General features: G+C 70.1%; 25 protein-coding genes and 1 riboswitch. Of the genes, 15 read left to right on the forward strand and 10 right to left on the reverse strand.

Annotation, left to right across the window (positions count from 1 at the left end; translation table 11 throughout):
• The 10 genes from rsfS to M9979_RS11755 all read left to right on the forward strand — a co-directional run bounded on the left by rsfS (position 1) and on the right by M9979_RS11755 (position 7,425).
• Positions 1 to 408: a ribosome silencing factor gene (gene rsfS, locus M9979_RS11710; RefSeq protein ID WP_254289536.1), complete on the forward strand. Its 408-nt coding sequence runs from the start codon at positions 1 to 3 to the stop codon at positions 406 to 408.
• Positions 409 to 831: a 23S rRNA (pseudouridine(1915)-N(3))-methyltransferase RlmH gene (locus M9979_RS11715; RefSeq protein ID WP_254289603.1), complete on the forward strand. Its 423-nt coding sequence runs from the start codon at positions 409 to 411 to the stop codon at positions 829 to 831.
• A complete protein-coding gene (locus M9979_RS11720; RefSeq protein WP_254289537.1) occupies positions 831 to 2,090 on the forward strand; it encodes a murein hydrolase activator EnvC family protein in 1,260 nt (419 codons plus the stop codon). The genes M9979_RS11715 and M9979_RS11720 overlap by 1 nt, the downstream gene beginning before the upstream one ends.
• A gap of 100 nt (positions 2,091 to 2,190) precedes the next feature.
• Positions 2,191 to 3,555, forward strand: a complete 1,365-nt coding sequence (locus tag M9979_RS11725) for a S41 family peptidase (protein ID WP_254289538.1) — start codon at positions 2,191 to 2,193, stop codon at positions 3,553 to 3,555.
• On the forward strand, positions 3,552 to 4,034 hold the full coding sequence (locus M9979_RS11730; protein ID WP_254289539.1) for a disulfide bond formation protein B: 483 nt from the start codon (positions 3,552 to 3,554) through the stop codon (positions 4,032 to 4,034). Before M9979_RS11725 ends, M9979_RS11730 begins: the two co-directional genes overlap by 4 nt.
• Positions 4,031 to 4,567: a demethoxyubiquinone hydroxylase family protein gene (locus M9979_RS11735; protein ID WP_254289540.1), complete on the forward strand. Its 537-nt coding sequence runs from the start codon at positions 4,031 to 4,033 to the stop codon at positions 4,565 to 4,567. Before M9979_RS11730 ends, M9979_RS11735 begins: the two co-directional genes overlap by 4 nt.
• A gap of 11 nt (positions 4,568 to 4,578) precedes the next feature.
• Positions 4,579 to 5,046 carry a hypothetical protein gene (locus M9979_RS11740; protein ID WP_254289541.1) on the forward strand — a complete coding sequence of 156 codons (468 nt, stop codon included), beginning with the start codon at positions 4,579 to 4,581 and terminating at the stop codon, positions 5,044 to 5,046.
• 242 nt (positions 5,047 to 5,288) lie between these two features.
• The gene (locus M9979_RS11745; protein WP_254289542.1) at positions 5,289 to 5,798 is read left to right on the forward strand and encodes a DUF2306 domain-containing protein; all 510 of its coding nucleotides are present in this window, start codon (positions 5,289 to 5,291) and stop codon (positions 5,796 to 5,798) included.
• A complete protein-coding gene (locus M9979_RS11750) occupies positions 5,795 to 7,186 on the forward strand; it encodes a hypothetical protein (protein WP_254289543.1) in 1,392 nt (463 codons plus the stop codon). The genes M9979_RS11745 and M9979_RS11750 overlap by 4 nt, the downstream gene beginning before the upstream one ends.
• 5 nt (positions 7,187 to 7,191) lie before the next feature.
• Positions 7,192 to 7,270, forward strand: a riboswitch (ZMP/ZTP riboswitch).
• 17 nt (positions 7,271 to 7,287) lie between these two features.
• The gene (locus M9979_RS11755) at positions 7,288 to 7,425 is read left to right on the forward strand and encodes a hypothetical protein (RefSeq protein ID WP_254289544.1); all 138 of its coding nucleotides are present in this window, start codon (positions 7,288 to 7,290) and stop codon (positions 7,423 to 7,425) included.
• Here M9979_RS11755 and M9979_RS11760 read toward each other — a convergent pair.
• Positions 7,416 to 8,051 (reverse strand): DedA family protein, encoded by a 636-nt coding sequence (locus M9979_RS11760; RefSeq protein ID WP_254289545.1) that lies wholly within the window; start codon positions 8,049 to 8,051, stop codon positions 7,416 to 7,418. The genes M9979_RS11755 and M9979_RS11760 overlap by 10 nt on opposite strands.
• A gap of 75 nt (positions 8,052 to 8,126) precedes the next feature.
• Between M9979_RS11760 and M9979_RS11765 the strand changes: the two genes are divergently transcribed.
• A complete protein-coding gene (locus M9979_RS11765; RefSeq protein ID WP_254289546.1) occupies positions 8,127 to 8,921 on the forward strand; it encodes an aldo/keto reductase in 795 nt (264 codons plus the stop codon).
• 138 nt (positions 8,922 to 9,059) lie between these two features.
• Here the strand turns inward: M9979_RS11765 and M9979_RS11770 are convergent, their stop codons facing one another.
• From M9979_RS11770 to M9979_RS11780, 3 genes are all read right to left on the reverse strand, one after another.
• Positions 9,060 to 10,454 carry a UdgX family uracil-DNA binding protein gene (locus tag M9979_RS11770; protein WP_254289547.1) on the reverse strand — a complete coding sequence of 465 codons (1,395 nt, stop codon included), beginning with the start codon at positions 10,452 to 10,454 and terminating at the stop codon, positions 9,060 to 9,062.
• A gap of 20 nt (positions 10,455 to 10,474) precedes the next feature.
• Positions 10,475 to 10,960, reverse strand: coding sequence for a hemerythrin domain-containing protein (locus tag M9979_RS11775; protein ID WP_254289548.1), 486 nt, complete (start codon positions 10,958 to 10,960; stop codon positions 10,475 to 10,477).
• Between the two features lie 62 nt (positions 10,961 to 11,022).
• Entirely contained in the window at positions 11,023 to 12,270 is a 1,248-nt protein-coding gene (locus tag M9979_RS11780; protein WP_254289549.1) for a putative DNA modification/repair radical SAM protein, read from the reverse strand.
• A 130-nt stretch (positions 12,271 to 12,400) separates the two neighbouring features.
• Between M9979_RS11780 and M9979_RS11785 the strand changes: the two genes are divergently transcribed.
• Positions 12,401 to 12,562, forward strand: coding sequence for a hypothetical protein (locus M9979_RS11785; protein ID WP_254289550.1), 162 nt, complete (start codon positions 12,401 to 12,403; stop codon positions 12,560 to 12,562).
• 31 nt (positions 12,563 to 12,593) lie between these two features.
• Here M9979_RS11785 and M9979_RS11790 read toward each other — a convergent pair whose 3' ends face one another.
• From M9979_RS11790 to M9979_RS11805, 4 genes are all read right to left on the reverse strand, one after another.
• Positions 12,594 to 15,980, reverse strand: a complete 3,387-nt coding sequence (locus M9979_RS11790) for a chromosome segregation SMC family protein (RefSeq protein WP_254289551.1) — start codon at positions 15,978 to 15,980, stop codon at positions 12,594 to 12,596.
• A gap of 278 nt (positions 15,981 to 16,258) precedes the next feature.
• A complete protein-coding gene (locus tag M9979_RS11795) occupies positions 16,259 to 16,990 on the reverse strand; it encodes a DsbA family protein (protein WP_254289552.1) in 732 nt (243 codons plus the stop codon).
• Between the two features lie 16 nt (positions 16,991 to 17,006).
• Entirely contained in the window at positions 17,007 to 17,672 is a 666-nt protein-coding gene (locus M9979_RS11800) for a DsbA family protein (RefSeq protein WP_254289553.1), read from the reverse strand.
• Entirely contained in the window at positions 17,672 to 18,184 is a 513-nt protein-coding gene (locus M9979_RS11805; protein ID WP_254289554.1) for a DUF721 domain-containing protein, read from the reverse strand. The genes M9979_RS11800 and M9979_RS11805 overlap by 1 nt, the downstream gene beginning before the upstream one ends.
• Before the next feature lie 26 nt (positions 18,185 to 18,210).
• Here M9979_RS11805 and M9979_RS11810 point away from each other — a divergent pair, with 26 nt between their 5' ends.
• From M9979_RS11810 to nudC, 3 genes are read left to right on the forward strand one after another with little or no spacing between them, the layout of a single operon-like run.
• On the forward strand, positions 18,211 to 19,269 hold the full coding sequence (locus M9979_RS11810) for an A/G-specific adenine glycosylase (RefSeq protein WP_254289555.1): 1,059 nt from the start codon (positions 18,211 to 18,213) through the stop codon (positions 19,267 to 19,269).
• Positions 19,266 to 20,630 carry a serine hydrolase domain-containing protein gene (locus tag M9979_RS11815; RefSeq protein WP_254289556.1) on the forward strand — a complete coding sequence of 455 codons (1,365 nt, stop codon included), beginning with the start codon at positions 19,266 to 19,268 and terminating at the stop codon, positions 20,628 to 20,630. Before M9979_RS11810 ends, M9979_RS11815 begins: the two co-directional genes overlap by 4 nt.
• Complete coding sequence (gene nudC, locus M9979_RS11820) at positions 20,627 to 21,508, forward strand: NAD(+) diphosphatase (protein WP_254289557.1); 882 nt, start codon at positions 20,627 to 20,629, stop codon at positions 21,506 to 21,508. Before M9979_RS11815 ends, nudC begins: the two co-directional genes overlap by 4 nt.
• Before the next feature lie 258 nt (positions 21,509 to 21,766).
• Here nudC and M9979_RS11825 read toward each other — a convergent pair whose 3' ends face one another.
• Both M9979_RS11825 and M9979_RS11830 read right to left on the reverse strand, forming a co-directional pair.
• Positions 21,767 to 23,077 (reverse strand): glycoside hydrolase family 130 protein, encoded by a 1,311-nt coding sequence (locus M9979_RS11825; RefSeq protein WP_254289558.1) that lies wholly within the window; start codon positions 23,075 to 23,077, stop codon positions 21,767 to 21,769.
• A gap of 89 nt (positions 23,078 to 23,166) precedes the next feature.
• A complete protein-coding gene (locus M9979_RS11830; RefSeq protein WP_254289559.1) occupies positions 23,167 to 24,357 on the reverse strand; it encodes a DUF885 family protein in 1,191 nt (396 codons plus the stop codon).
• Positions 24,358 to 24,522: the final 165 nt, after the last annotated feature.

Below are 24,522 nucleotides of genomic sequence, written 5' to 3' on the forward strand. Positions count from 1 at the left end.
TTGGCGAGTACCCCCCATGCCGTGCGACCGGCCGACCCCGCGGAGGTCGAGGCGCTGCGCCGGCTCATCTTGGCGTCGCTCGACGACGATCAGGCGGAAGAGGTGATCTCGATCCCGCTCGCCGGCAAATCGTCGATCGCCGACCATATGGTGATCGCCAGCGGCCGTTCGACGCGGCAGGTCGCCAGCATGGCGCACAAGATCGCCGAGAAGGTGAAGGCCGAATTCGGCCGCAGCGTGCGGATCGAGGGGCTGCAGACCGCCGACTGGGTGCTGATCGACGCCAACGACGTCATCGTCCACCTGTTCCGGCCCGAGGTGCGCACCTTCTACAACCTCGAGCGGATGTGGCAGTTCGGCGATACCGTCTCGTCGTCGCTGAAGCCGCTTCCCACCCCCGAGGCGTAGATCCTCCTCCACATCGTGGCGCGTGGGAAGATCGGGCGCTCGCCCGAGGCGGAGCTGGTGGCACGCTATCTGAAGAGGATCGCCTGGCCGACGCGCGTCACCGAATTGCCCGACACCGGCGGCAAGCCGCCCGCGCTCGACGCGCAGACGATCCGCGTGATGCTCGACGAGACGGGCGAGGTGCTGGGGTCGGTCGACTTCGCGCGCCGGCTGGAGCGCTGGCGCGACACCGGCACGCGCGAGGTGCGCTTCCTGATCGGCGCGGCGGATGGCTTCGGCGATGTCGAGCGGGCCGAGGCGGACCTGCTGCTGTCGTTCGGGCGGGCGACCTGGCCGCACATGCTGGCGCGGGCGATGCTGGCCGAGCAATTGTTCCGCGCGACCGCGATCCTGGCGGGGCATCCGTATCATCGGGAGGGGTGATGGCTGGCATCTCGCGCTCACCCTCACCCCTCGCCGCCTTCGGCGTCTTTCCCCTCTCCCGCTGGGAGAGGGGAGGAGCGGCGCAGCCGCGGAGGGGTGAGGGTGCGCGCGTCGCACTGTGTTGTCTCGCTCTCCTCGCCCTGACCCTCCCCGCGCAAAGCCAGACGCTCACCGACCAGCGCCAACGCCTCGCGACCGCCAAGCGCGACGCCGCGGTCGCCGCGCGCAAGGCGGACGCGCTCGCCCGCAACGCCGCCGCCGAACGCGATGCCGCAGACACGGCGCGCGCGCAGGAGGCCGCGCTCGCCGCCCGCGTCGCCGCCGCCGAAGCCAACCTCGCCGCCGCCCGCGCGCGCCAGGGACTCGTCGCGCGGTTGCTCGCCGACCAGCAGACGCGGCTGGGCGCGCAGCAGGCGCCGGTCGCGCGGCTGCTCGCCGCGCTGACCGCGCTCGCCCGGCGGCCGGCGGTGGTGGCGATCGCGCAGCCGGGTTCGGTCGACGACCTCGTCCACGTCCGCGCGGTGCTCGGCGGCGCGCTGCCGGTGGTGCGCGCGCGAACCGATGCGGTGCGGCAGGATATCGCACGCACCCGCGAGCTGCAGGCCAGTGCCGAAGTCGCCGCCACGGCGCTGCGACAGGGGCGGGCGCGGCTCGACGCGGATCGGCTGGCGCTCGCGCAACTGGAGGCGTCGCACCGCCGCCGCGCGCAGGCGCTCGGTCGCGATGCGATGAGCGAATCGGATCGCGCGCTGGCGCTCGGCGAACGCGCGCGCGACCTGCTCGACTCGCTCGGCGAGGGCGATGCGGCGCAGGCGACCGCCGCCGATCTCGCGCGCCTGCCCGGCCCGCTGCCGCGCCCGCTCGCGCCGGGCGCAACGCCGCCGGTGCCGGTCGCGGGCGTCTATCGCCTGCCGGTGCGCGGGCGGCTGGTCACCGGGCTCGACGAGATTTCGGAAAGCGGCGTGCGCTCGCGCGGGCTGACTTTCGCCGTCGCCGCCGGCGCGCCGGTGACCGCGCCGGCGGCGGGGCTGGTCCGCTATGCGCGGCCGTTCCGCGGCTATGGCAGCATCGTCATCATCGACCATGGCGACGGCTGGACCAGCCTCGTCACCGGGCTCGCCGCGACGCAGGTCGCCGCCGGGCAGCGCATTGCGGCGGGGGCAGCGCTCGGTACCGCGGGCAGCGGCGAGGACCCGCGCATCACCGTCGAGCTGCGCCGCCGCGGTCGTCCGATCGACATCGTTGCTTTGCTCGGCTGATCGCCCGCCCGAAGTCAGCCCGCGTTCAGCGTCGCTGCGCTTTGCTCGGGCACGGAAAGACGCTAAACACGTGGGGTTTCCCCGCCTTTCAGGACATTCGATGGCCCGTCCGCTGCTTACCGCGACTGCAATCCTCGGCTCGCTGTCCCTGATCCCGCTCGCGACGCAGGCGATGGCGGCGGTCGACACCGACACCTATCGCGAATTCGACCAGTTCCTCGACGTCTTCAACCGGATCAAGGCGGACTATGTCGACAAGGTCGACGACAAGGCGCTCATCAAGGGCGCGATCCAGGGGATGCTGCAAAGCCTCGACCCGCATTCGAGCTACGTCGACGCGCTCGACTACGACAATCTGCGCATCCAGACGGAAGGGAATTACGGCGGCCTCGGCCTGACCGTCCAGATGGAAGACGGCGCGGTCAAGGTCGTCGCGCCGCAGGAGGACACCCCGGCGTATCGCGCGGGCGTCAAGTCGGGCGATTATATCACCCATATCGACGGCAAGCTGATCTACGGCGAGACGCTGGACGAGGCGATCGGCCTGATGCGCGGCAAGCCGGGTACGAAGATCAGCCTGACGCTGGTCCGCCCCGGGCAGGACAAGCCGGTCGAGGTGACGATGAACCGCGAGGTCATCATCCAGCGACCGGTGAAATGGGAAGTCCGCGGCGACGTCGGCTATATCAATATCAACACCTTCTCGGAAAATACCGGCGCCGACACGCGCGCGGCGATCATGGCGATCGACAAGAGCCTCGGCCACCGGCCCTTGGGCTATGTCGTCGACCTCCGCGACAATGGCGGCGGACTGCTGACGCAGGCGATCGCGGTCAGCGACGCCTTCCTCGACCATGGCGAGATCGTCTCGCAGCGCGGCCGCGAGAAGTCGGATATCGAGCGCTATTTCGCGAAGCCGGGCGACGACGCGCACGGCCTGCCCGTCGTGGTATTGACCAATCCCGGCACCGCGTCGGCGTCGGAGATCGTCGCGGGCGCGCTGCAGGACCATCACCGCGCGCTGGTGATGGGCGAGCGCAGCTTCGGCAAGGGATCGGTGCAGACGCTGCTCCAGCTCGGCCCGCAGACCGCGCTGCGGCTGACCACCGCGCGTTACTATACGCCGTCGGGACGCAGCGTGCAGGAAGGCGGGATCGAACCCGACATCCGCGTGCCGCAGATCAGCGACCCCGACCTCAAGACGCGCCCCGTCTTCCGCGAGGCCGATCTGCGCCGCCATCTCATCAACGAGGTGAAGGCGGACAACAAGATCCTCGAGGAAGACACCAAGGACGATCCGCGCTTCGCGATGACCCCCGACCAGCTGAAGAAGCAGGGCATCGACGACTTCCAGCTCTATTACGCATTGAAGACCGTCGCGCGGCTCGGCGGCGCGGCGCAGGTCGCGGCGGCGACCCGGCCGCGACCGTCGCCGACCGCCGCGACGCCGCCGGCGCGCCAATGACCCGCGACGAACGCCTCGCGCGCGTCCTCGCGCTGCTGTTGCCCGCCGCGCTGCTCGCCGGCGCGTGGGGATCACAGCTGCTCGGCCACCTCTATCCGTGCGAGATGTGCCATTGGCAGCGCTGGCCGCATTATGCCGCGCTGCCGTTCGCATTGCTCGCCTTCGTCGTGCCGCAGCGGAGCATTGCCAAGGCGTTCACGATCCTCGCCGCGCTGCTGATCGCGGTCTCGGGGGCGATCGGCGTCGCGCATGCCGGGGTCGAATATCATTGGTGGAACGGCTTCACCGCCTGCACGCAGACGGTGAACCTGCGCGGGCTCGACGGTGCGGCGCGGCTCGAGGCGCTGATGCACGCGCCGATGGTCCGCTGCGACGCCCCGCAATGGACGCTGGCGGGGATTTCACTCGCCGGGTTCAACGCGATCCTTTCGCTCGGCGGCGCGGGCCTTATCTTGTGGCTGATGAGGAAAGCGCGATGAGCGGCTGGCGACCCGGCGACCGGCGCGAATCGACCCGCGCGATGGTGCGCGTCGATCAGGCGGGCGAATATGGTGCGACGCGCATCTATGCGGGGCAGCTCGCCGTGTTCGGCGACCGCCACCCGGCAAGCCGCGCGATCCATCATATGGCGGTGCAGGAGGAGCGTCACCGCGCCTTCTTCGACCGGATGATCGCGGAGCGCGGCGTGCGGCCGACGCTGTTCCAGCCGTTCTGGGACAAGGCGGGCTTCGCGCTGGGCGCGATCACCGCGGCGATCGGCCCCAATGCCGCGATGGCCTGCACCGCGGCCGTCGAAACCGAGATCGACAAACATTACCAGCACCAGCTGGATACGCTTGGGCCCAGCGATCCCGAACTGTCGGCGGCGATTCGAGATTTCCAGGCCGAGGAGCTGGAGCATCGCGACCATGCGCTCGCCAACGGCGCCGAACAGGCGGTCGGCTATCCGGTATTGAGCGGTCTCATCCGGCTGGGCTGCAAGGTGGCGATCGCGGCGGCGAAGCGAATTTGAGAGGATTTGTCATGCGTGCATTCATCGCGACCGTGCTGATGCTGGCCAGCCCGGTGCTGGCGCAGCAGGCGGCACAGGTCAGCCCGATGCCGGCGCTGCCCGGCGCGGCCAGGCCGGTGGTCATCCAGGCACCGGGCGAGGTCGCCAAGCGCGCACCGGTCAACGGCGTGCTCGTCCTCTACGGCAACGAACGCTGCCCGACCAACAACGACGGCGACGAGATCGTCATCTGCGAACGGCGCAGCGCGCGCGAGCAATATCGCGTGCCGAAGGAATTGCGCGAATTCCAGGTGACGCCACAGAACGAAAGCTGGGCGGCTCGTGCGCAGGGGACGCTCGACGCCGGCGTCGGCGCGAACAGCACGGGCAGCTGTTCGACCGTGGGTGCGGGCGGCCAGACCGGCTGCTTCCTCCAGAACGCCCGCGCCGCGCGCAAGGAGAACCAGGCGCGCAAGGTCGAGGAAGCGCGCGTTCCCTGATCGGGGGAGGGGCGCTACCAGTTTCCCCCGTCACCCCGGACGTGTTCCGGGGTCCACTCCGCGGCACGCGAATGGCTTGAGGTTTCAGCCGTGCGCATGCGGCACGGTGGACCCCGGAACAAGTCCGGGGTGACGCGGTATTTTGGGCTACCTTCGACCCACGCACAGGGAAAAGCCTGTTGCCGTCTTGGCCTGATCCGGTCGGTACGATAGCCTGCCCTTCGGGCTAACGGGGGAACGATATGGCAACGGCGATCGGGCGCGCGGCAAGGCCGGCGCCATGGGCGGCGGACGGATTCGAGAAGGGGTTGAGCGTCGCCGCCATGGTGCTGCTCGCCGCGGTGCTGACGGCGCTCGCACGCGGTCATGCGCATTGGGCGGGGGTGCCGGGAATGGTCTGGGCGCATATCGCCACCATCCTCGTCGCGCTCGCGCTGGCCCCGGTGATCCTGCTGCGCCCGCGCGGCGATGCGCGCCATCGGATGTTGGGGCAGGTGTGGAGCGTGGCGATGCTGCTCACCGCGGCGCTGTCGTTCGGCATCCACCTTTCCAACCCCGGCGGGTTCAGCCTGATCCACATCCTGTCGGTATGGGTGCTGATCCAGGTGCCGATCCTCTGGTACACCGCGCGCAAGCATCAGGTCGCACGGCACCGGCGCAGCGTGCGCGGGCTGGTGACCGGGGCGCTGCTGATCGCGGGGTTCTTCACCTTTCCGTTCGACCGGCTGCTGGGGCATTGGCTGTTCGGGTGAGCCGTATCCGCGCCGTCCTGTTCGCGCTGGTCTGGTTCAGCTGCGCCTGGTTCGGATCGTGGGAGCGCAACGACAATCAGGCGACGCGGATGTATGCCGCCATCGCGCTGGTCGAGCAGGGCGACGCCACGATCGACCGCTATGCCGCGCTGACGATCGACAAGGCGGTGTTCGGCAATCACGTCTATCTCGACAAGGCGCCGGGCATGACGCTGATGGCGCTGGCCGCGGTGGCATTCGCCGATGCGCTGACCGGCGAGCGGGCGGTCGATCATATCGCGGGATCGCCCGATTTCGATCGTTACCTGCGGCTGCGCACGCGCCTTGCCGCGGCGAGCGGGCCGGCGCTGCTGACCGCGATCGCCGCCGTGCTGCTGTTCGATCTGGGCCTGGAACTGACCGGCAGCGCTGGAGCGGGGCTGTTCGCCGGGCTCGGCTATGCGCTCGGCACGCCGGTCTGGGGCTGGTCGACGACGTTGTTCGGCCATGCCGTCGTCGCTGATCTGTACATGATCGCGATCTGGGCGATCTGGCGGGGCATGCATGGCAAGCGGAGTGTTGGCCTCGCGCTGCTGGCGGGCGCCAGCCTCGGCTGGGCGGTGGTGGTCGAGCATCAGGCGGTGCTCGCCGGCGCGGTGATCGCAGGCTGGGCGGCGTGGCAGCTGCGGCAGCGGGCGGATCGCGACCGGCTGCTCGTCATGGGGATCGCCGGCGGGATCGCCGCGCTGCTGCCGCTGGCCGCCTATAATCTGATCGCCTTCGGGACGCCGTTCCGCATCGGCTATGCCGGCGTGGTCGGTTGGGAGGGGATGCAGCAGGGGCTGTTCGGGCTCGGCATGCCGCGCCTTGCGGTGCTGCGCGCGATCCTCGTCGGCTGGCAATATGGGCTGATCTGGGTCGCGCCGGTGCTGGTGCTGGCGCCGTTCGGCTTGTGGCTGGGTCTGCGCGATCCGCGGAGCCGCAGTCTGGCGGTGACCGCGATTGCAGCCGCTGTGGTCGTGCTGCTGGTCAACGCGGCCTATGTCTATTGGCAGGGCGGCAACACCACCGGGCCGCGCTTCGCCATCCCCGCCGTCGCGCCGCTCGCGCTGGGGCTGGCGATGGTGTGGGCGCAGGCGGACCATCGGGCGCTGCGCCTCGGCATGGCGGCGCTGCTCGCGCTGTCGATCGCGATCAATGCGGGGATCGCCTCAGCGGAGATTTTCGCACCCCCCGGCACCGCCTTTCCGGTCTGGCAGGCGGTGATCGCCGGTCCCTTCGCTGCCGGTGCGCTGCGCACGGTGCCGAGCGAATGGTTCGGCTGGACGCCCTGGGCGGGGTTTGCGTGGTGGGCGGGGCTGGCGCTGCCCGCTATAGCGTGGCTTGTCTGGACCGCTCGCCGGGCCTAGCCTGCCGCCGCCCGCGTGACTGGCGCCAGTGGGTCACCACGAGGGAGCGCGGATCCGTGGTCGCCGCGCGCTTGGGCATCCCTTCGACAGGAGCCATGCCGATGACCCGGACCGATCCCCTGCATATCGCCGTGCTGTTGTTCCTCAAGGTGACGCAGCTCGACCTGACCGGCCCGGTGCTGGTGCCGAGGCGCGACGACGATCTGCGCGCGCTGGCGCAGCGTCGCGGTTACGGCTGAGCGCGCTTCAGCCCCCGGATGCGGTGCCAGATGTAGAAGGCGACGAGCGCGATCAGGACGACGCCGATCAGGAGGTCGGCGCGGTGGAAGGCGGCCTTGACGCGCGGATCGCTGTTCCATTTGTCGCCCAGCTTCATGCCGACCCAGGCGAGGCCGAAGCACCATGGCCAGCTGCCGAGGAAGGTATAGACGTGGAACGGCACCAGCCGCATCCGCGCGACCCCGGCTGGGAAGGCGATGAAGCTGCGGATCACCGGCAGCAGCCGCCCGATCAGCACCGCCGCCGATCCCCAGCGCGCGAAGAAGCGGTCGGCGGCGTCGAGCTCACCCGGTCCGATCAGCACGTAGCGGCCCCAGCGTTCCGCCAGCGGCCGCCCGCCGCGCTTGCCGACCTCGTAGGCGACGATCGAGCCGATATTGCAACCGATCGCCCCCGCGGTCGCGGCGAGATACAGGTCGAACCGCCCGGTCGAGACGAGATAGCCCGCAAACGGCATGATGATCTCGGACGGCAACGGAATGCACGCGCTCTCGATCGCCATCAGGATCGCGATGCCGACATAGCCGCCGCTGGAGATCACCCAGATGGTGAAGGTGGCGAGGACGCCGAGGATCTTTTCAAACATGGGGCCGGGGCTTGGCGGATCATGGGCCGCAAGGAAAGGGGGAACCCGCTCATCCGCTTGTGCGCTTGGGGGACCATGAATGATCTGACCTTCAACGATGGCCGCACCATGCCCCGGCTGGGGCTCGGCACCTGGAAACTCCCCGATTCGCAGGCACCGGTTGCGGTGCGGCGTGCGCTCGACCTCGGCTATCGGCTGATCGATACCGCCGCGATCTACGGCAACGAACGCGGCGTCGGCGAGGGCGTGCACGGCAGCGCTGCCTTCGTCACCACCAAATTGTGGAACGACCGGCAGGGCGATCCCGCGGCGGCACTCGGCGAGAGCCTGGCGCTGCTCGGGCTCGATGCGGTCGACCTGTACCTGATCCACTGGCCGGCCCCGGGGCAGGGGGAATATGTCGAGGCGTGGAAGGCGCTGGTCGACCTGCGCGAGGCGGGCAAGACGCGGTCGATCGGCGTGTCGAACTTCCTGCCCGAGCATCTCGATGCGATCATCGAGGCGACCGGCGTGACCCCGGCGCTCAACCAGATCGAGCTGCATCCGTATCACCAGCGCCGCGAGGAGCGCGCGTATCACGAGGCGCACGGCATCGTGACGCAGAGCTGGAGCCCGTTGGGGCAGGGCGGCGCCCTGTTGCGCGAGTCCACGATCGTACGCGTGGCGGAGAAACATGCCCGTTCGGCCGCGCAGGTGGTGATCGCCTGGCACCTCGCGCACGGCCTGTCGGTGATCCCGAAGGCAGCGGACCCCGACCACCTCAGCGACAATTATGCAGCGCTCGACCTGACGCTGGACGACGAGGACGTGGCGGCGATCGACGCGCTCGACCGCGACGAACGCATCGGCCCCGACCCCCGCGAAATGTAAGCAATTCCTCCCCGGCACGGGGAGGTGGCACCGCGGAGCGGTGACGGAGGGGGACTTCCACAGGCAACGCGCTTGCGGCGATCCCCCTCCACCACCCGGCTGCGCCAAGCGGTCCCCCTCCCCGTGCCGGGGAGGAGTTTAGGCGGTCACCGACGCCTGCGCTTTCTTCAGATCCTCAACAAACCGCGCATATTCCGCTTCCTTCTGCGCCGGATCGGGCAGGCGGAGCAGGTAGCTCGGATGCACCGTGATCCACGCCTCGCCGCCCTCGGGCAGCCGCAGCGCCTGCCCGCGTTCGCGCCCGATCGTCACCGTCCGCCCCAGCAAGGACCGCGCCGCGGTCGCGCCGAGCGCCACCGTCACCTGCGGGCGGACCAGCAATTGTTCCTGTTCGATCCACCAGCGGCATGCCTGGATCTCGCCGGTGTCGGGCTTGGCGTGGATGCGGCGCTTGCCCTTTTGCTCGAACTTGAAATGCTTGACCGCGTTGGTGACGTAGACGCGCGCGCGGTCGATTCCCGCATCGGCGATCGCGCGGTTGAAGACCTGTCCCGCTGGGCCGACGAACGGCGTGCCGGCGAGATCCTCCTGATCGCCGGGCTGTTCGCCGACGAACATCATCGCCGCATCGACCGGCCCTTCGCCGAACACCGTCTGCGTTGCATGTTTGTACAGGTGGCAGCGGGTGCACGCCGCCGCCTCGTCGCGCAGCGCTTCCCACGCCGCCTGCACATTGCCGCCGATCTCCGTGCGTGCCGTCGCGATCATCCCGCTCTCCCGTGCCTGCGCGCCGGCGATCAATTGCCCGACCAGCGCGGTTTCCGGCATGTTCTTCCAGTATTTGCGCGGCATCTCCTTCAGCATCGCGCCGATCTTGACGCGTGCGGGGTTGAAGATGCTGGCGTAATAGGTCTTCCACACCTCTTCGGTCGGATCGCCGTCGGGGGCGTCGGCCTTGCTCGCACCGGGACCTTCGGCGAGCGCCTTGCCGTCCCAGTGCAGCGACACCTCGGGCGTCAGGATCGACCAGCGCATACTCGCGAAGCGGTTGACGAAGAAGGCGGCGTTGGCGCGGACGATGTGATGTTCGGGCTCGAACCAGGCGACGTAGCGGCTGCCCGCGTCGTCCTCGACCTCGCGGAAGCGCAGGAAGGCGCGCATCTTGTGGATGTCGCGGCGCACCCCCTTGGCGAGCACCTCCAGCCGGCGGATCAGCGGATCCGCATGATCCTCGACCAGCTTGGGCTCGCGCCGCAGGCGAAACAGCGCGGTGTAGAGCAGCGCGAACCGCTCGGGCTCGCGCGCCATGACGACGTCGCGGGCGAGGTCGATGAACGCGCGCGGCACCGAAAAGCCGGTCGCGGCCGGCATCGGCGGAGCGCCCTCGTCGCCTGCAACGGCGAACAGGTCGGCGGGCGTGTCGCCGACCTGCCAGACGATATCGTCCGGCGGCACCTCCGCCGCGGCGAGGCCGCGTGCGGCATCACGCCACGCGTCGAAATCGTCGGGCGCGGGCAAAGTGACGACGCGCATCGCTCAGGCCGGCTGCACGATCAGTCGCGCTCGTCGCCGCCGGGCGGATTGTCCTTGGCGATCTTCAACTCCTCGGGCTTGCGCTCCTCGTAGATGTCGGCGAGCTCCGCCTCGGTCGCATCGTCCAGTTCCTTGGCGGCGGCGGGGAACATCTCTTCCTCTTCCTCGGTGATGTGATGCTCGTAGCGGCGGCGCATGTGGAAGAATTTCTCGCTCCACTCGTCCGAGCCGAAGTCGAGATCGGCCATCTCGCCGAGCAGGTCGTCGACCTCCTTGTGTTCGCTCACCGAATGGCGCGCGTCGTCGCGCAGCTCGGGGTCGCGCAGCATCGTCGCGTAGAGCGATTCCTCCTCGGCGGCGGCGTGGCTTTGCAGCTCCAGACGGAACGCCTCGAACAATTGCTGCCGCTTCTTGCCGTCGCCCTGCAATTCGCCGAGTTCCTTCAGCATGCCGCGCTGCTTGTCGTGATCGCGTTTCAGGTCGGCGTAGATCTGGGCGAGTGCCATGACGTGTCTCCTTCGCTCGCCCAACCGGCCAGCCGCCCGAGCGTTTCACCCGCGAGTCATTCTCATGCGGTGAACAGTTCGAGCTGGTGTTTCTTCGGCGCGACCAGCGGCCTGAGGTCGGCGCGATCGGTCAGCAGCACCGGCCGCCAGTCCTCGGCGACGATGAAGGGGCGCACCTTGGCGACGCTCACCGTCAGCCGCGCGACATCGTCGAGCCGCAGCCGTCGCCAGCGTCGGCTGGCGACGATCCGGTCGACCGCCTTCACCCCGAGCCCCGGCACACGCAGCAGCATTTCGCGCGGCGCACGGTTGACGTCGACGGGAAAGCTCTCGCGGAATTTGAGCGCCCAGGCGAGCTTGGGATCGATATCGAGCGGCAGCATGCCGGTCGCATCGTCCGCCGCCGCGACGACCTCGTGCGGACTGTAGTCGTAGAAGCGCATCAGCCAGTCGGACTGGTACAGGCGATGCTCGCGCATCAGCGGCGGGCGTTGCAGCGGCAGCACCGTGCTGGCGTCGGGGATCGGGCTGAACGCGCTATAATAGACGCGGCGCAGCCCAAACCGGTCGTAGAGCGTCGAGGCGCGGGTGACGATCTCGCCGTCGGTCGCGGCGTCGGCGCCGACGATCATCTGCGTCGATTGGCCGGCGGGCGCGAAGCGCGGCGCCGATTTGTACTTCTTGCGCGCGTCGCCGTTATCGAGGATCGACGTCTTCACGTCCTTCATCGCGCCCTCGATCCGTGCGCCGTCTTTCTCGGGCGCGAGCCGCTTCAGCCCGCTGACGGTCGGCAGCTCGACGTTGATCGAGACGCGATCGGCGTAGAGCCCTGCCTGATGCACCAGCTCGGGGTCGGCGTCGGGGATCGTCTTGAGATGGATGTAGCCGCGGAAATGATGATCCTCGCGCAAGCTCCGCGCGACCTCGACCATCTGCTCCATCGTGTAGTTCGAAGACTTGATGATGCCCGAGGAGAGGAACAGTCCCTCGATGTAGTTGCGCTTGTAGAAGGCGATGGTCAGCTTGACGACCTCGTCCGCGGTGAAGCGCGCGCGGCGGACGTTGCTGCTCTTGCGATTGATGCAATAATGGCAGTCGAAGATGCAGCTGTTCGTCAGCAGGATCTTGAGCAGGCTGATGCAGCGGCCGTCGGGGGCATAGGCGTGGCAGATGCCCATCCCCTCGGTCGATCCCAGCCCCTTGCCGTCCCGGCTGTTCCGCTTGGCGGTACCCGACGAGGCGCAGGAGGCGTCGTATTTCGCCGCATCGGCGAGGATCGCGAGCTTTTCACGGGTGTCGAGCTGCGCCATCCGTTCGATATACGTTCCGCGGAGGGCGGCGCAAGGGCGTGGGCGGCAATACGATATTGATCGACCGCAACATGGGTGCAATCCGCGGCTGCGATACGGACGGCGCAGGGGGTCGAAAAAGGAACGTGCGATGACCCGCAACGACACGCCCTATTGGTCCGACCGTTCGTTCGTCGAGGCGATCCGATCGATCCAGGCCGACCATCCCGCCGCCGCGGCGGTGCATCAGCAGCTGTGCCTGCTCTACACCGGGCGGGTACTGGCGAATCTGCAGCATTGGCCGCGCGCCTGACGTGCGCTCCCTCAACGGGAAGGGGTGAAGGCTATTCGGCCGCCAGCAGCGTAGTCGCGCCGCCCAGATCGACCGACACCAGCCGGCTCACTCCACGCTCGACCATCGTCACCCCGAACAGGCGGTGCATCCGGCTCATCGTCACCGCGTTGTGCGTGACGATCAGATAGCGCGTATCGGTCTCCTGCGTCATCCGGTCGAGCAGGTCACAGAAGCGTTCGATATTGGCGTCGTCCAATGGCGCATCGACTTCGTCGAGGACGCAGATCGGTGCCGGATTGGTCAGGAACAGCGCAAAGATCAGCGCGACCGCGGTCAGCGCCTGTTCGCCGCCTGACAGCAGCGTGAGCGATTGCAGCCGCTTACCCGGCGGCTGTGCCATGATCTCCAGCCCCGCCTCGAGCGGATCGTCCGAATCGATCAGCTGGAGATGCGCCTGGCCGCCATCGAACAGCGTGGTGAACAGCCGCCGGAAATGGCCGTCGACCGCCTCGAACGCGGCGAGCAGCCGCTGGCGCCCTTCGCGGTTGAGCGTGCCGATCGAGCCGCGCAGGCGGTGGACCGCTTCGTTGAGCTCGTCGCGTTCGGCGGCGTTGGTCGCGCCCGCCGCCTCCAGTTCGGCGAGCTCACGCTCGGCGACGAGGTTGACCGCGCCGATCCGCTCGCGTTCGGAGGACAGGCGTTCGTGCGCCGCGCCTTCGTCGGCAGGGGTGCGGATCGTGTCGCTCCGGAACCCCAGCCGCTCGGGCAGCACGGGGGCGGGGCATTCGAAGCGCTCGCCCGATAGCCGCCCCATCTCGACGCGGCGCAGCTCCTGGCTTTCGAGCCGGGCAGCGCTGCCGGCGCGCGTCTCGCGCGCCTGCGCCAGAGCTTCGCTGGTGCGGCGGTTCGCGTCGTCGGCGCGGCGCAAGGCGGCCTCCGCGTCATGCTCGGCGGCGGCCTGCGTATCGGCGGCGGCGCGGGCGGCGTCATGCTCCGCCTGTTGCGCGGCGATGGCGGTGTCGAGCGCGGCGGGACGGCCCGCCATCTCTGCGGCTTCGTCGGCAAGCACCGCGTCGCGCTTGTCCATATCGGCGATGCGCCGTGCCGCCTCGCCGGCGCGCGCGCGCCAGCTGCGCGTGTCGGCCTGCGCCGCGGCGAGCCGTTCGCGGTTCGCCTGCGTCGCGCGGTCGAGCGTCGCGCGTTCGCCGCGCGCCTGCGCGACCGCGGTGCGGCAGCGGTCGGCGACCCGCGACAGCGTGGCGACCGCGGCGGCGCTGTCGCGACCGTCGGGCAGGGCCGCGCGGGCGGCCGTCGCGGTCGCGAGGTCCGCCTCTGCCTCGTCGGTTTCGCCTGCGATGCGCGTGGCACGGGCGTCGAGATCGGCGCGCTGGCCGGCGAGCCGTTCGAGCGCCGCTGAAGCGCGATCCTCTGCGCGCTCCGCCTCGCGCGCGGCATTGTCCGCCCGCGTCAGCGCCGTTCGTGCGCCTTGCGCGGCGGTTCGTGCCGCGGCGATGGCGCGATCGATCGCCGCGCGCGCCGCCTCCGCCGTGTCGAGCGCCGCCGCAGAGGCCGGGCGTGCGGCGTGCAGCGCCTTCAGCCGGTTGAGCCGCTCGAGCCGTTCCGCCGCCGCGGCGCCGCTGCCGGTGGCGACGAAGCCGTCCCAGCGCCGCAGCGCACCGGCGCGGGTGACGAGTCGCTGCCCGACCGCGAGCGACTGGCCGGTGTCGGTATCGACGACGAACGTCTGGGCCAGCCGCCGGGCGAGCGCGGCCGGCGCCGTGACATGACCGGCGAGCGGCGTCGCGTCCGTCGGCGGCGCAGGATCGCCCGGCTGCGGTACGGCGCCCGTCCAGGCGGCGGGATCGCCCTCCAGATCGTCGCCAAGCGCCGCGGCGAGTGCGCGCTCATAGCCCGCGGCGGCGGCGAGTCGATCGAGCAGCCGCTCGCGCCCCTGACGCTGGGTCGCCCTGGTCAGCGCCGCCGCCTCGGCATCCAATGCGGCGAGATCGGCGCGGGCCGCGGCGCGCGCGGTCTCGGCGGCATCGCGGCGGGCGATCGCGGCGCGTTCGTCGCGCTCGGCATCGGCAAGCGCGGTCCGCGCCTGTTCGGCTTCTCGCATTGCAGCCGTCCGGCGAACGGCGGCCTCTTCGCGCGCCGCGGCGAGCGGGGCGGCGTCGCCGAGCGCCGCCAGACCCTGCGCGATCTGCGCGGCATCGCGGCGCGCGCGGTCGGCGCGGGTCTGCGCAGCGGCAAGCGCTGCATCGGCGACGCGCGCCTCCGCCGCCTCGCGTGCCTGTGCGGCGAGGCCCTGCGCCAGCGCGACCTCGGCATCGCGCGCCTGCCGCTCCGCCTCGGCGAGCGCCGCGTCCAACCGAGGCGCGGCATCCGCGGCGGCAAGGATCGCGCGATCCAGCGCCTTCGCCTCTTCTCCCAGCCGGGCGAGCGCGGTGGCGGCGTCGGCGGCGAGCGTGCCTTCGCGGGCGCGATCCTCGGCAATGCGGCGGCGCGCGTCGGCGAGGTCGGCGACCCGGCGTGCGGCGGCGGTGCGCTCGGTGCGCAACGCGGCGAGGCGGTGGCCGGCCTCGCTCACTGCATCGCGCGCGGCCAGGGCGGCGGCGCGGGCGGTGGCGACGGCTTCCGCGGCGGCATGCTGCGCGGTCGCGGCGCTGCGTTCGGCGGCGGTCGCCTCCGCGACGCGTGCGTCCGCCGCCTGCGCTTCGGCCCGCGCCGCCTCGGCGGCGGCGACCGCGTCGCGCCAGCGGGCGAAGATCATCCGCGCCTCGGCGACGCGAATCTGTTCGGACAAAGCGCGATAGCGTTCGGCGGCGCGAGCCTGCCGGCGCAACGACGCGGCGCGCGCGTCCTGGTCGGCGATCAGCTCGCCGAGGCGAACCAGATTGGCTTCGGTCGCACGCAATTTCTGTTCGGCGTCCTTGCGGCGGACGTGCAGGCCGGCGATCCCCGCCGCTTCCTCCAGCATCGCGCGGCGTTCGGCGGGCCTGGCGGCGATCACCGCGCCGATGCGGTTCTGGCTGACCAGCGCCGGGCTGTGTGCGCCGGTCGCGGCATCGGCGAACAGCAGGCCGACGTCCTTCGCGCGCACGTCGCGGCCGTCGATGCGATAGGCGCTGCCCGCGCCGCGCTCGATCCGGCGCACTACCTCGCGTTCCTCGTCGCCCGCGTCGAGCAGGATCGACACCTCGGCGAAATCGCGCGGCGGCCGCGTCGCGGTGCCGGCGAAGATCACGTCCTCCATCCCCGCGCCGCGCAGCGATTTCGCGCTGTTCTCCCCCATCGTCCAGCGCAGCGCTTCGAGCAGGTTCGACTTGCCGCAGCCGTTCGGCCCGACGACCCCGGTCAGCCCGCGCTCGATGGCGAGGTCGGCGGGATCGACGAAGCTCTTGAACCCGGCGATGCGGAGCCGCTTGATCTGCACTGCGTCGGAGTGCCGCTTATCGGTTTAGGTTGCAAGAGAAGGGTTGGTTCACGCGAAGACGCTAAGCCGCGAAGAGAAAAGGGATGATTTGTGCGCGCAGAGGCGCAGAGAACGCAGAGGTTTCGCGCCTGGCGCGGCGCGCCTCGCAAACCAGCGGGCGGCAGGGGCAAGAGGGGCCGCATGCGCGGCTGGTCCCCAATCCCATCTTTTTCTCCGCGCCTCCGCGCCTCCGCGTGAATCAACCTTCTTCGCGTCTTCGCGTCTTCGCGCGATAATACTTACGCGCCCGCCGCCTTCAGCAGCGGTTCGAGCTGGCTCCAGCTCAGCGCATCGGCCTTCTTGCCGTTGATGATGAGCGTCGGCGTGCCGGAGACGGTGCCGTCGGCGCCCTTGTCCTGCGTCTGCTTGGTCCAGCGGTCGATCTGCGTCATGTCGCCCAGGCACGCTCGGGCCTTCGCCTCCGGGATGCCGCGCTGCTTGGCGAAGTCGATCAGACCCATCTGTTCGGCCATCATGCGGATCGCATCGACGGGCTTCGCCGTCTGCAGTTGCTGCTGCATCGCGGGCGGCATCGCCTGCAGCTTGTCGTTGAAGCCCTGCTGCGCCTGATACATCTGTTCGAGGATCGGGAAGAACGCCGCGGGATCGGTGCAATTGCCCAGCAAGGCCGGCGGCACGTCGGGCGCGCCGTGGATCAGGAATTCGCGGTATTCGAAGCTCACCTTGCCGCTCTTGACGTAGGTGTTCATCAGCGGCTCGTAGCCTTCGCGGGCGAGCGCGCCGCAGGCGGGGCACAGCCGCGAGCCATATTCGACCAGCTTGATCGGTGCATTGGGGTTGCCGACGATCGTCCCCTCCGCGGTGCGCGAGACGGTGTCGGTCCAGCTCTGCCCGGCAGGCGCGGCGACCGCGGCGACGGGGCTGGCGGGCGCGGCGGGGGTGCCCGCATCCTGCTTCGAACAGGCGGCGAGCGCGAGCGGCAGCATGGCCAGCGATGCGAGGGACTTCATCGAATAACGCTCCATCTTAACGGGCGCCCTTGGCGCGAAGGACGGGTTCCAGCGTGGACCAGCCACCTGCGGGCTGCAACACGCCGTCGAGGTAGAAGGTCGGCGTGCTGTTCACCTCGATCGGCGCGTCGCCGGTCATCGCGGTGATCCGATCGACGCCCGCCTTGTCGGCGAAACAGGCGTTGACCTGCGGCAGCGACAGCCCGCGCGCACGCATCGCCGCGGTCAGCCCGCCGGCATCGGCAAAGGCGCGCGCCTGTACCACCAGCGGCTTGGTGGCGACGTCGGGATGCGCCTCCGCATAGGCGGCGACCTTGGGCAGCCACGTCTTCTGCGTCGCGAATACCATCGCATGTGCAGCCCCGAAACCGCGCGGGCCGGCGCAGCGCGCGAGGATCGCCGCGCCGAGGTCGGCGGGATCGCGGATCAGGTGGCGGTATTCCAGGCTGACCTTGCCCGACCGGATCATCTGCCCCTTCAGCACCGGCGCGCTTTCGTTGGCGAAATCGGCGCAATGCGAACAGGTGTAGCTGCCATATTCGATCAGCTTCACGCGCGCCGCGGGGTTGCCGAAGACATAGGCGCCCTTGGCTGTGGGCCGCGCGATCTGGCTCCAGTCGGTCGCGGGTGCGGCGGCGATCAGCGCGAAGGACAGAGCGGCGAGGGGCGCGAAACGGGGCATCAGCTGATCCTGGGAAGGGTGCGGGGGGCATGGACCCCGGCGGCGAGCGATTCGAGCACGGCGCGCAATTCGGGGTCGGCGATCGTCTTCAGCCCCTCGCCGATCTCGACCGGCGCGGCCTTCAGCGACGGCGGCGCGGCGCGCGGCACCGGTCTGGCGACCTCGCCCTGGCGGATCGTCAGCTTCGCCACCGCGGCATAGCCGAAGAAGCGGTTGACCCGCTCGACGATCTCGGGCGCGATATGCTGCATCATCGGCGCATGCGCGCCGCGCACGACGAGGGTCAGCACGCCGTCGGCCTTCTTGCCCGGCGGGAAGCGCAGCGATTCGGGCGCGGAGGCGGCGGCCCAGCGGGTCCCGACGATCTCGGGCCAGCGCGTCACCAGCGCGCTCTGGACGAAGCCGAATCGCTTGAACGCGGCGCCGTGGATCGCGGGCAGCAGTTCGCTGACCGCACGGGCGCGGTTCTGGCGGACGGGATCGGAATCGGGGGCGCGGACGCGCTTGCTCATCGGCGGCTCCATGCCATAGCGAAGCCGTGGACGCTACACGCTCTTGCCCCGATCCCGCGCATGTCGCCCCCGCGCTGCTCGCCTGGTACGACCGTCACCGCCGCGCGCTGCCGTGGCGCGCGCTGCCGGGGGAGGTGGCGGATCCCTATCGCGTCTGGCTGTCGGAGGTGATGCTCCAGCAGACGACGGTCGCCGCGGTGCGGCCGCGATTCGAAGGCTGGGTGGCGCGCTGGCCCGACTTCGCGAGCCTCGCCGCGGCGGACGAGGCGGAGGTGATGGCCGCCTGGGCGGGGCTCGGCTATTATGCCCGCGCGCGCAATCTGGTCGCGGCGGCGAAGGCGGTGGTCGCCGATCATGGCGGCGCCTTTCCGGCGGACGAGGCGACGCTGCGCACGCTGCCGGGGCTGGGCGCTTATACCGCGGCGGCGGTGGCGGCGATCGCCTTCGGGAGCCGTGCGGTGGTGGTCGATGCCAATGTCGAGCGCGTCGTCGCGCGGCTGTTCGCGATTGGCGAAGCCCTGCCCGGCGCGCGTGTCGCGATCCGCGCCGCCGCCGACCGGATCACCCCCGACGCACGCGCCGGCGACTTCGCGCAGGCGATGATGGACCTCGGCTCGGGCATCTGCACGGTGAAGACGCCGTCGTGCCTGCTGTGCCCCCTGCAGGACGAATGCCTGGCATTCCGCGAAGGCGCGCCCGAGCGATTGCCGGTCAAGGCGGCGAAGAAGGCGCGGCCACAGCGCTACGGCACGATCTTCTGGCTGCAACGCGGTGGCGAGGTGCTGCTGGTGCGGCGGCCGGGCAAGGGGCTTCTTGGGGGCATGCGCGCGCTGCCGACCGGGCCGTGGGTCGATGCGGTGCCGGGACTTGCCGAACCGCCGGTCGTCGCCGACTGGCGGTTGCGCAACGCGACCGTCGCGCACGGTTTCACCCATTTCGACATCGAACTGGCGCTTGCCGTCGCCACGACGGACGCGCATCACGATGGGATGGGAGAATGGTGGCCGATCGCGGACCTCGACCGCGCCGGACTGCCGACGCTGTTCGCCAAGGCGGCCGCCGCGGTGATGAGGAGAGACGGATGAAGCGAATTCACGGAATCGTCGGACTGGGCCTTGCGGGCTTACTCGCCACCGCGGCGATCGGCGGACAGGCGCTGCGCCAGAATACGCCGATGCCAGCGCCGGCACAGGCGACGGGCACTATCGATACGCTCGGCCGTGCGGTGCTGCCGACCACGCAAGCCTTGCTCGACGGCTATGTCCGCGAGGGCAAGATGCCTGGCATCGTCGCCGCGTTCGGCGTCGGCGATCGCCCGACGCTGTTCGTCGAGGCCGGCCGGATCGCGACCGACGCCGGCGCCGCGCAGGCGACGCCCGACAGCCTGTGGCGCGTCTATTCGATGACCAAGCCGGTCACCGCGATGGCGGCGATGATCCTGATCGAGGAAGGCAAGATCGGCCTCGACGATCCCGTCTCGAAATACATTCCCGCCTTCGCGACGATGAAGGTCGCGACCAACCCGCAGGCGAGCCTCGCCAGCGTGCCCGCGGTGCGGCCGATCACGGTGCGCATGCTGCTGACGCATACCTCGGGCCTTACCTACAACATCATCGCCAAGGGCGCGCTGCTCAAGGAATACGAGCGATTGGGCATCCTGCCCGCCGCGATCAACGCGCAGGTCGAGCCGCTGGCGCGCCGCAGCCGCCCGGCGACGCTGGCGGCGTTCGCCGACCGCGTCGCGCAGGCGCCGCTGATCGCGCAGCCGGGAACCCAGTGGAATTATTCGGTCGGCCTCGACGTGATGGGCCGCGTGATCGAGGTGGCGAGCGGCATGCCGTTCGACCGCTTCGTCAACACGCGCATCTTCGCGCCGCTGAAAATGACGTCGAGCTACTGGACGGTGCCGCAGGCGGAGGTGGCGCGGTTCGCCACCAATTATACCTTCGTCGGCGATGCGTTGAGCCCGCTCGATCCGGCGGCGACCTCGGTCTATCTCCAGCCGCCGAGCTTTCCCTATGGCGGCGCGGGGCTGGTGGCGTCGGCGCGCGACTACGACCGCTTCCTCCACATGCTCGCCGATGGAGGCACGCTCGACGGCGTGCGGATCATGAAGCCCGAGACGGTGCGGCTCGCCATGTCGAACCTGCTGCCCGCGGGCGTCAGCTTCGGCGGGGTCGGCGGCGCGACCGGCGGTGCGGCGGCGAATGCGACGCCGATGGGGTTCGGCGCGGGCGGGTCGGTCTATCTCGCCGACGGGCCGGGCGGCACGCCGTCGAAGGGCACCTATGGCTGGGGCGGCGCGGCGGGCACGGTCGCCTTCGTCGATCCGGTCAAGAAGATCCGCGGCACGATCATGGTCAATTACTTCCCCGCCGATCGCTGGCCGGTGCGGCAGGAGACGGTACGGGCGCTCGCCACCGATCTGTCGCGGTTCCGGCGATGAGCTTCGTTCCGGGCTTTACCGGCGGCACGCTCGACCGCGCCGACGCGCTGCGCCACGATCCCGCCGCGCTGTCGGCGAAGCTCGACTGGCGCGCGCGGCTGCTGGTGCTCGACGGGCTGACGCCGCAGGTGACCGATGATGGCCACCTCGCCTGGACCAGTCTCGCCGATCTTCCGCAAGAGGCGGAGGTGATCCTGCTCGGCCTCGACGCGCAGGACCGCGCGCACGTCGCCGCGCTGCTGCCGGCGAGCGGCGAGGGGACGACGCCGGCGATGCGAAGCCCCGCGCTGATGACGATGCTGACGGCGTTGCAGCCGGGCGAGGCGGCGACCTATGCCGCGGCGCGCAGCCTGCTCGACTGGCATGCGCGGCACCGCTTCTGCGCGCGCTGCGGATCGACGACGCATCTGTTCCGCGCCGGCTGGGGGCGGCAGTGCGACGCCTGCTACACCGAACATTTCCCGCGCGTCGATCCGGTCGTCATCATGATCGCCGAACATGACGGCCGCGCGCTGCTCGGTCGCGGCAAGGGCTGGCCCGAGGGCCGCTATTCGGCACTCGCCGGGTTCCTCGAACCCGCCGAATCGGTCGAAGAAGCGGTCGCGCGCGAGATCCACGAGGAGGCGGGAGTGAGGGTCGGTGCCGTGCGCTATGTCGCCAGCCAGCCCTGGCCGTTCCCCTCGTCGCTGATGATCGCCTGCATCGGCGTGGCCGAGGACGACGCGCTGACTCTCGACACCAACGAGCTGGAGGATGCGATGTGGGTCCCGCGCGAGATGGTCCGCGCGGTACTGGCGGGCGAACCCGGCCCGTTCCTGCCGCCGCCACCCTATGCGATCGCGCACACGCTGCTGACGGTGTGGGCTGAGGGAAAATAAGGTTTCACGCGAAGACGCAAAGACGCGCAGAAGAAGGGGCTTCGCGCGGAGGGGATGGTCGCTGGCGCAATGCGCCTCTCCCTCTCCAACCGTTCGTGCTGAGCCTGTCGAAGCACAGTGAGTCTCAATGCCCTTCGACAAGCTCAGGGCGAACGGTTGGTGGTACTTCGCGGGCTTCTCTCTTTGCGTTCTATGCGCCTCCGCGTCTCCGCGTGAATCAACCTTCTTCGCGTCTTAGCGTCTTCGCGTGAATCCAGCTCACCGCATCGCCGCCAGCAACTTATCCAGCGGCGCGGTGGCGAAGCTCGTCATGTCGTCGGCCAGCGCATAGGGCAGCAGCAGCGTGCGCCCGCGCACCAGCCCACCGCACGAATAGACGACGTTCGGCACATAGCCGTCCCATGTCTCGCCGTCCGGCGCGATCAGCGGTTCCGCCATGCGGCCCAATACCTTGGTCGGATCGTCGCGATCGAGCAGCGCCGCGCCGATGCAATAGCTGCGCACCATGCCGACGCCGTGGGTCAGCACCAGCCAGCCCTCGTCGATCTCGATCGGGGATCCGCAATTGCCGATCTGGATGAATTCCCACGGATATTGCGGCGTCATGATCCGCACCGGATCGGCCCAGGCGAGCGGCGTGTCGCTCGTCGCATACCACAGGTTTTCGTTGTCGTGGCGGAACAGCGCCGCGAACTTCCCGCCGACCTTGCGGGGGAACAGCGCCATGCCTTTGCCGGGCGCTACGGGGCCATCGACGGGATGCATGTGGAACAGACGGAAATCGTCGGTCTGCATGACTTCCTGCCGCGCGCCCTCGGCGCTGACCGCGGTATAGCTGCCGAGATAGGTCTGCTGCCCGTCGTCGTCACGGAACTGCACCAGCCGCACGTCCTCGATTCCCCGGCTCTGGCTTTCGACCACCGGAAACAGGACCGTCTCCGACGGATCGCGGGCATCGCGGCAGTTGAGCTGGACCAGCGCCTTGGCGCCGATCTGGCGGACCAGTTCGGGGTCGGGTTCCTCGATCACCGGTGGTACGCCTTGTGGTCCCGGCGGATCGATGACGAGGTCGTCGTCGTCCGGCCCCCAGGTGCCGGTGCGGAAGGTGACCGAGGACAGGTGCCCCTCGCCGATCCCGCGCAGCGACAGGACGAAGCGGATCGCGCCGTCGGCACAATCGCCCTGGTCGGGGTGCGGCACGATGCTGGGGTTGAACAGCGCCGCCGCCTCGAACGAATATTCGGCGCTGAAATAGCCGCCGATCAGCATCTTGCGGTTCTCGGGCAGGTCGGGATCGAGTTTCAGCGGCTCGGCGACCTCCGCGAAGCGACGCAGCAGCAGCGCGGGGATCTCGCGATGGCGTGCGCCGAGCCCTTCGACGATCGTATCGACCATCGCCACGATCTGGTTGTCGGGCAGCGCGAGCAGCCGCGCGACGATGCGGTCGCCGCGCGGTTGCCCCTCGACGCGGAACGGGTCTGGATCGCCGGGCAGGAACGGGCGGATCACCGTCCGCTTGGGATCGGGCAACAGGGTCGGTTCGAGGTGATGGACGAAAGACGCGGCCAAATGAGCCTCCAGCAGAACGCACGGGCGAGACGGCCCGGATCATGCCGCACCAGACGCGCGAAGGGCGGCTGTGGGTCCGCCGCGACGCGTCAGGAAATGTTGCCGACCGCCTCGCTGCGCATCCGCCCGGCGGCGAGCAGCCGCTGATGGACCGCGATGCGCTTGGTGCCACGCCGCGTGCCGACCGCATCGGCGATGGCGAGCCACGCCATCGCCTCGCCGACGCGGCTGGCGGGTTCCTGCGCGATGCGCGTCACTTCGGTATCGAAAGGGGCGAAATAGGCGGGCTCGCCCTGCCACGCGACCAGCCGCGCACGCGCTTCGTCGCGTGACCAGCCGTCGCGGTGCATGCCGAGATCGGCAAGCGCACGCGCGACGCGGAAGATCAGCCAGTGGAGGTGGCCGAGCAGCGCGTGCGGGTCGGCGAAGGCGCCGTCCGCCGCCGCCAGCGTCTCGGCATATATGCCCCAGCCCTCGACGAAGCTCGCCGCATAATCGATCCGCAGCGGATGCGGCGCGGCGATCCCCTCCAGCCCGAGCTGGATCATATGCCCGGGCAGCAGCTCGTGCGCGACGACGCTCGGCATCGTCCAGCGCGGGCGATCGCGCAGCCGGCGCAGATCGACGATATAGCCGCCACGCTGCGTGGGAGTGGGGACAACGCGATAGCCGTTCCTGCCCGCGGCGAGCTCTGCGGGCGACAGGCCGCGCACGGTGACGTTGGTGCACCAGCCGGGCACCGGGCCGATCGTCGCGGCGACGCGGGATCGCGCGGCGGCGAGCAGCGCGGCCATGTCGGCGACCGCGGCGTCGGCGTCGGGGTAGAGGAAGCGTTCGTCGCGCCACAGCCGCGTATAGCGTTCGCCGATGCTGCCTTCGGTCATGCCGATCGCGGCAAAGGCCTGCGCGGCACGCGCGTGGAGACGGGCGAGCTCGCGCGTCAGCCGCGCTTGTGCGGCCTGCGGGGTGACGTCGCCGAGCGGACGGCGCAGCAGCAGCGCATAATGGCCGGGTGCGATCCGCGCGGCGGGGTCGATCGGGCGATAGCCGCCGCTGCGCCCGCGGGTGTTCGGGAGCGTCGCGAGCTGCGCATCGATTGCGAGGCCGGCACGCGCGGTGACGAGGTCTAGGCGTCGTGGTGGCGCCAGCGTCGCGGGGTCGAAGCCGGCGAGGCTGGCCAGTGCCTCGCCGGGCGGCAGTTGCTGTGCTTCGTCCAGCGCGATGCGGAGCGCGTCCGCCGGCACGCCTTGCGCCAGCGAGCGCGTGCTGGCGGCGATCATGCTCGCCCCTAGCCCAACCAGCACCGCCCGACGTCCCCTGCGAAGGCCGGCAGACGGCAGCGCGTCGGTGTCGCGCGACAACCTTTCGCCTGCCGGGCATGAGCCTTCCCCAATCTCCTCCGTCATGCCGGACGTGTTCCGGCATCCACGGTTCCGCACCACCGA

The organism is Sphingomonas liriopis, assembly GCF_024211255.1.
GTDB lineage: Bacteria > Pseudomonadota > Alphaproteobacteria > Sphingomonadales > Sphingomonadaceae > Sphingomonas > Sphingomonas liriopis.

Bases quoted from the DNA above. Each gene is read 5' to 3' on its own strand.
- M9979_RS11720 (WP_254289537.1), top strand. From the start codon at position 831: ATGGCTGGCATCTCGCGCTCACCCTCACCCCTCGCCGCCTTCGGCGTC.
- M9979_RS11725 (WP_254289538.1), top strand. From the start codon at position 2,191: ATGGCCCGTCCGCTGCTTACCGCGACTGCAATCCTCGGCTCGCTGTCC.
- M9979_RS11730 (WP_254289539.1), top strand. From the start codon at position 3,552: ATGACCCGCGACGAACGCCTCGCGCGCGTCCTCGCGCTGCTGTTGCCC.
- M9979_RS11735 (WP_254289540.1), top strand. From the start codon at position 4,031: ATGAGCGGCTGGCGACCCGGCGACCGGCGCGAATCGACCCGCGCGATG.
- M9979_RS11740 (WP_254289541.1), top strand. From the start codon at position 4,579: ATGCGTGCATTCATCGCGACCGTGCTGATGCTGGCCAGCCCGGTGCTG.
- M9979_RS11745 (WP_254289542.1), top strand. From the start codon at position 5,289: ATGGCAACGGCGATCGGGCGCGCGGCAAGGCCGGCGCCATGGGCGGCG.
- M9979_RS11755 (WP_254289544.1), top strand. From the start codon at position 7,288: ATGACCCGGACCGATCCCCTGCATATCGCCGTGCTGTTGTTCCTCAAG.
- M9979_RS11760 (WP_254289545.1), bottom strand. From the start codon at position 8,051: ATGTTTGAAAAGATCCTCGGCGTCCTCGCCACCTTCACCATCTGGGTG.
- M9979_RS11765 (WP_254289546.1), top strand. From the start codon at position 8,127: ATGAATGATCTGACCTTCAACGATGGCCGCACCATGCCCCGGCTGGGG.
- M9979_RS11770 (WP_254289547.1), bottom strand. From the start codon at position 10,454: ATGCGCGTCGTCACTTTGCCCGCGCCCGACGATTTCGACGCGTGGCGT.
- M9979_RS11775 (WP_254289548.1), bottom strand. From the start codon at position 10,960: ATGGCACTCGCCCAGATCTACGCCGACCTGAAACGCGATCACGACAAG.
- M9979_RS11780 (WP_254289549.1), bottom strand. From the start codon at position 12,270: ATGGCGCAGCTCGACACCCGTGAAAAGCTCGCGATCCTCGCCGATGCG.
- M9979_RS11785 (WP_254289550.1), top strand. From the start codon at position 12,401: ATGACCCGCAACGACACGCCCTATTGGTCCGACCGTTCGTTCGTCGAG.
- M9979_RS11795 (WP_254289552.1), bottom strand. From the start codon at position 16,990: ATGAAGTCCCTCGCATCGCTGGCCATGCTGCCGCTCGCGCTCGCCGCC.
- M9979_RS11800 (WP_254289553.1), bottom strand. From the start codon at position 17,672: ATGCCCCGTTTCGCGCCCCTCGCCGCTCTGTCCTTCGCGCTGATCGCC.
- M9979_RS11805 (WP_254289554.1), bottom strand. From the start codon at position 18,184: ATGAGCAAGCGCGTCCGCGCCCCCGATTCCGATCCCGTCCGCCAGAAC.
- M9979_RS11815 (WP_254289556.1), top strand. From the start codon at position 19,266: ATGAAGCGAATTCACGGAATCGTCGGACTGGGCCTTGCGGGCTTACTC.
- nudC (WP_254289557.1), top strand. From the start codon at position 20,627: ATGAGCTTCGTTCCGGGCTTTACCGGCGGCACGCTCGACCGCGCCGAC.
- M9979_RS11830 (WP_254289559.1), bottom strand. From the start codon at position 24,357: ATGATCGCCGCCAGCACGCGCTCGCTGGCGCAAGGCGTGCCGGCGGAC.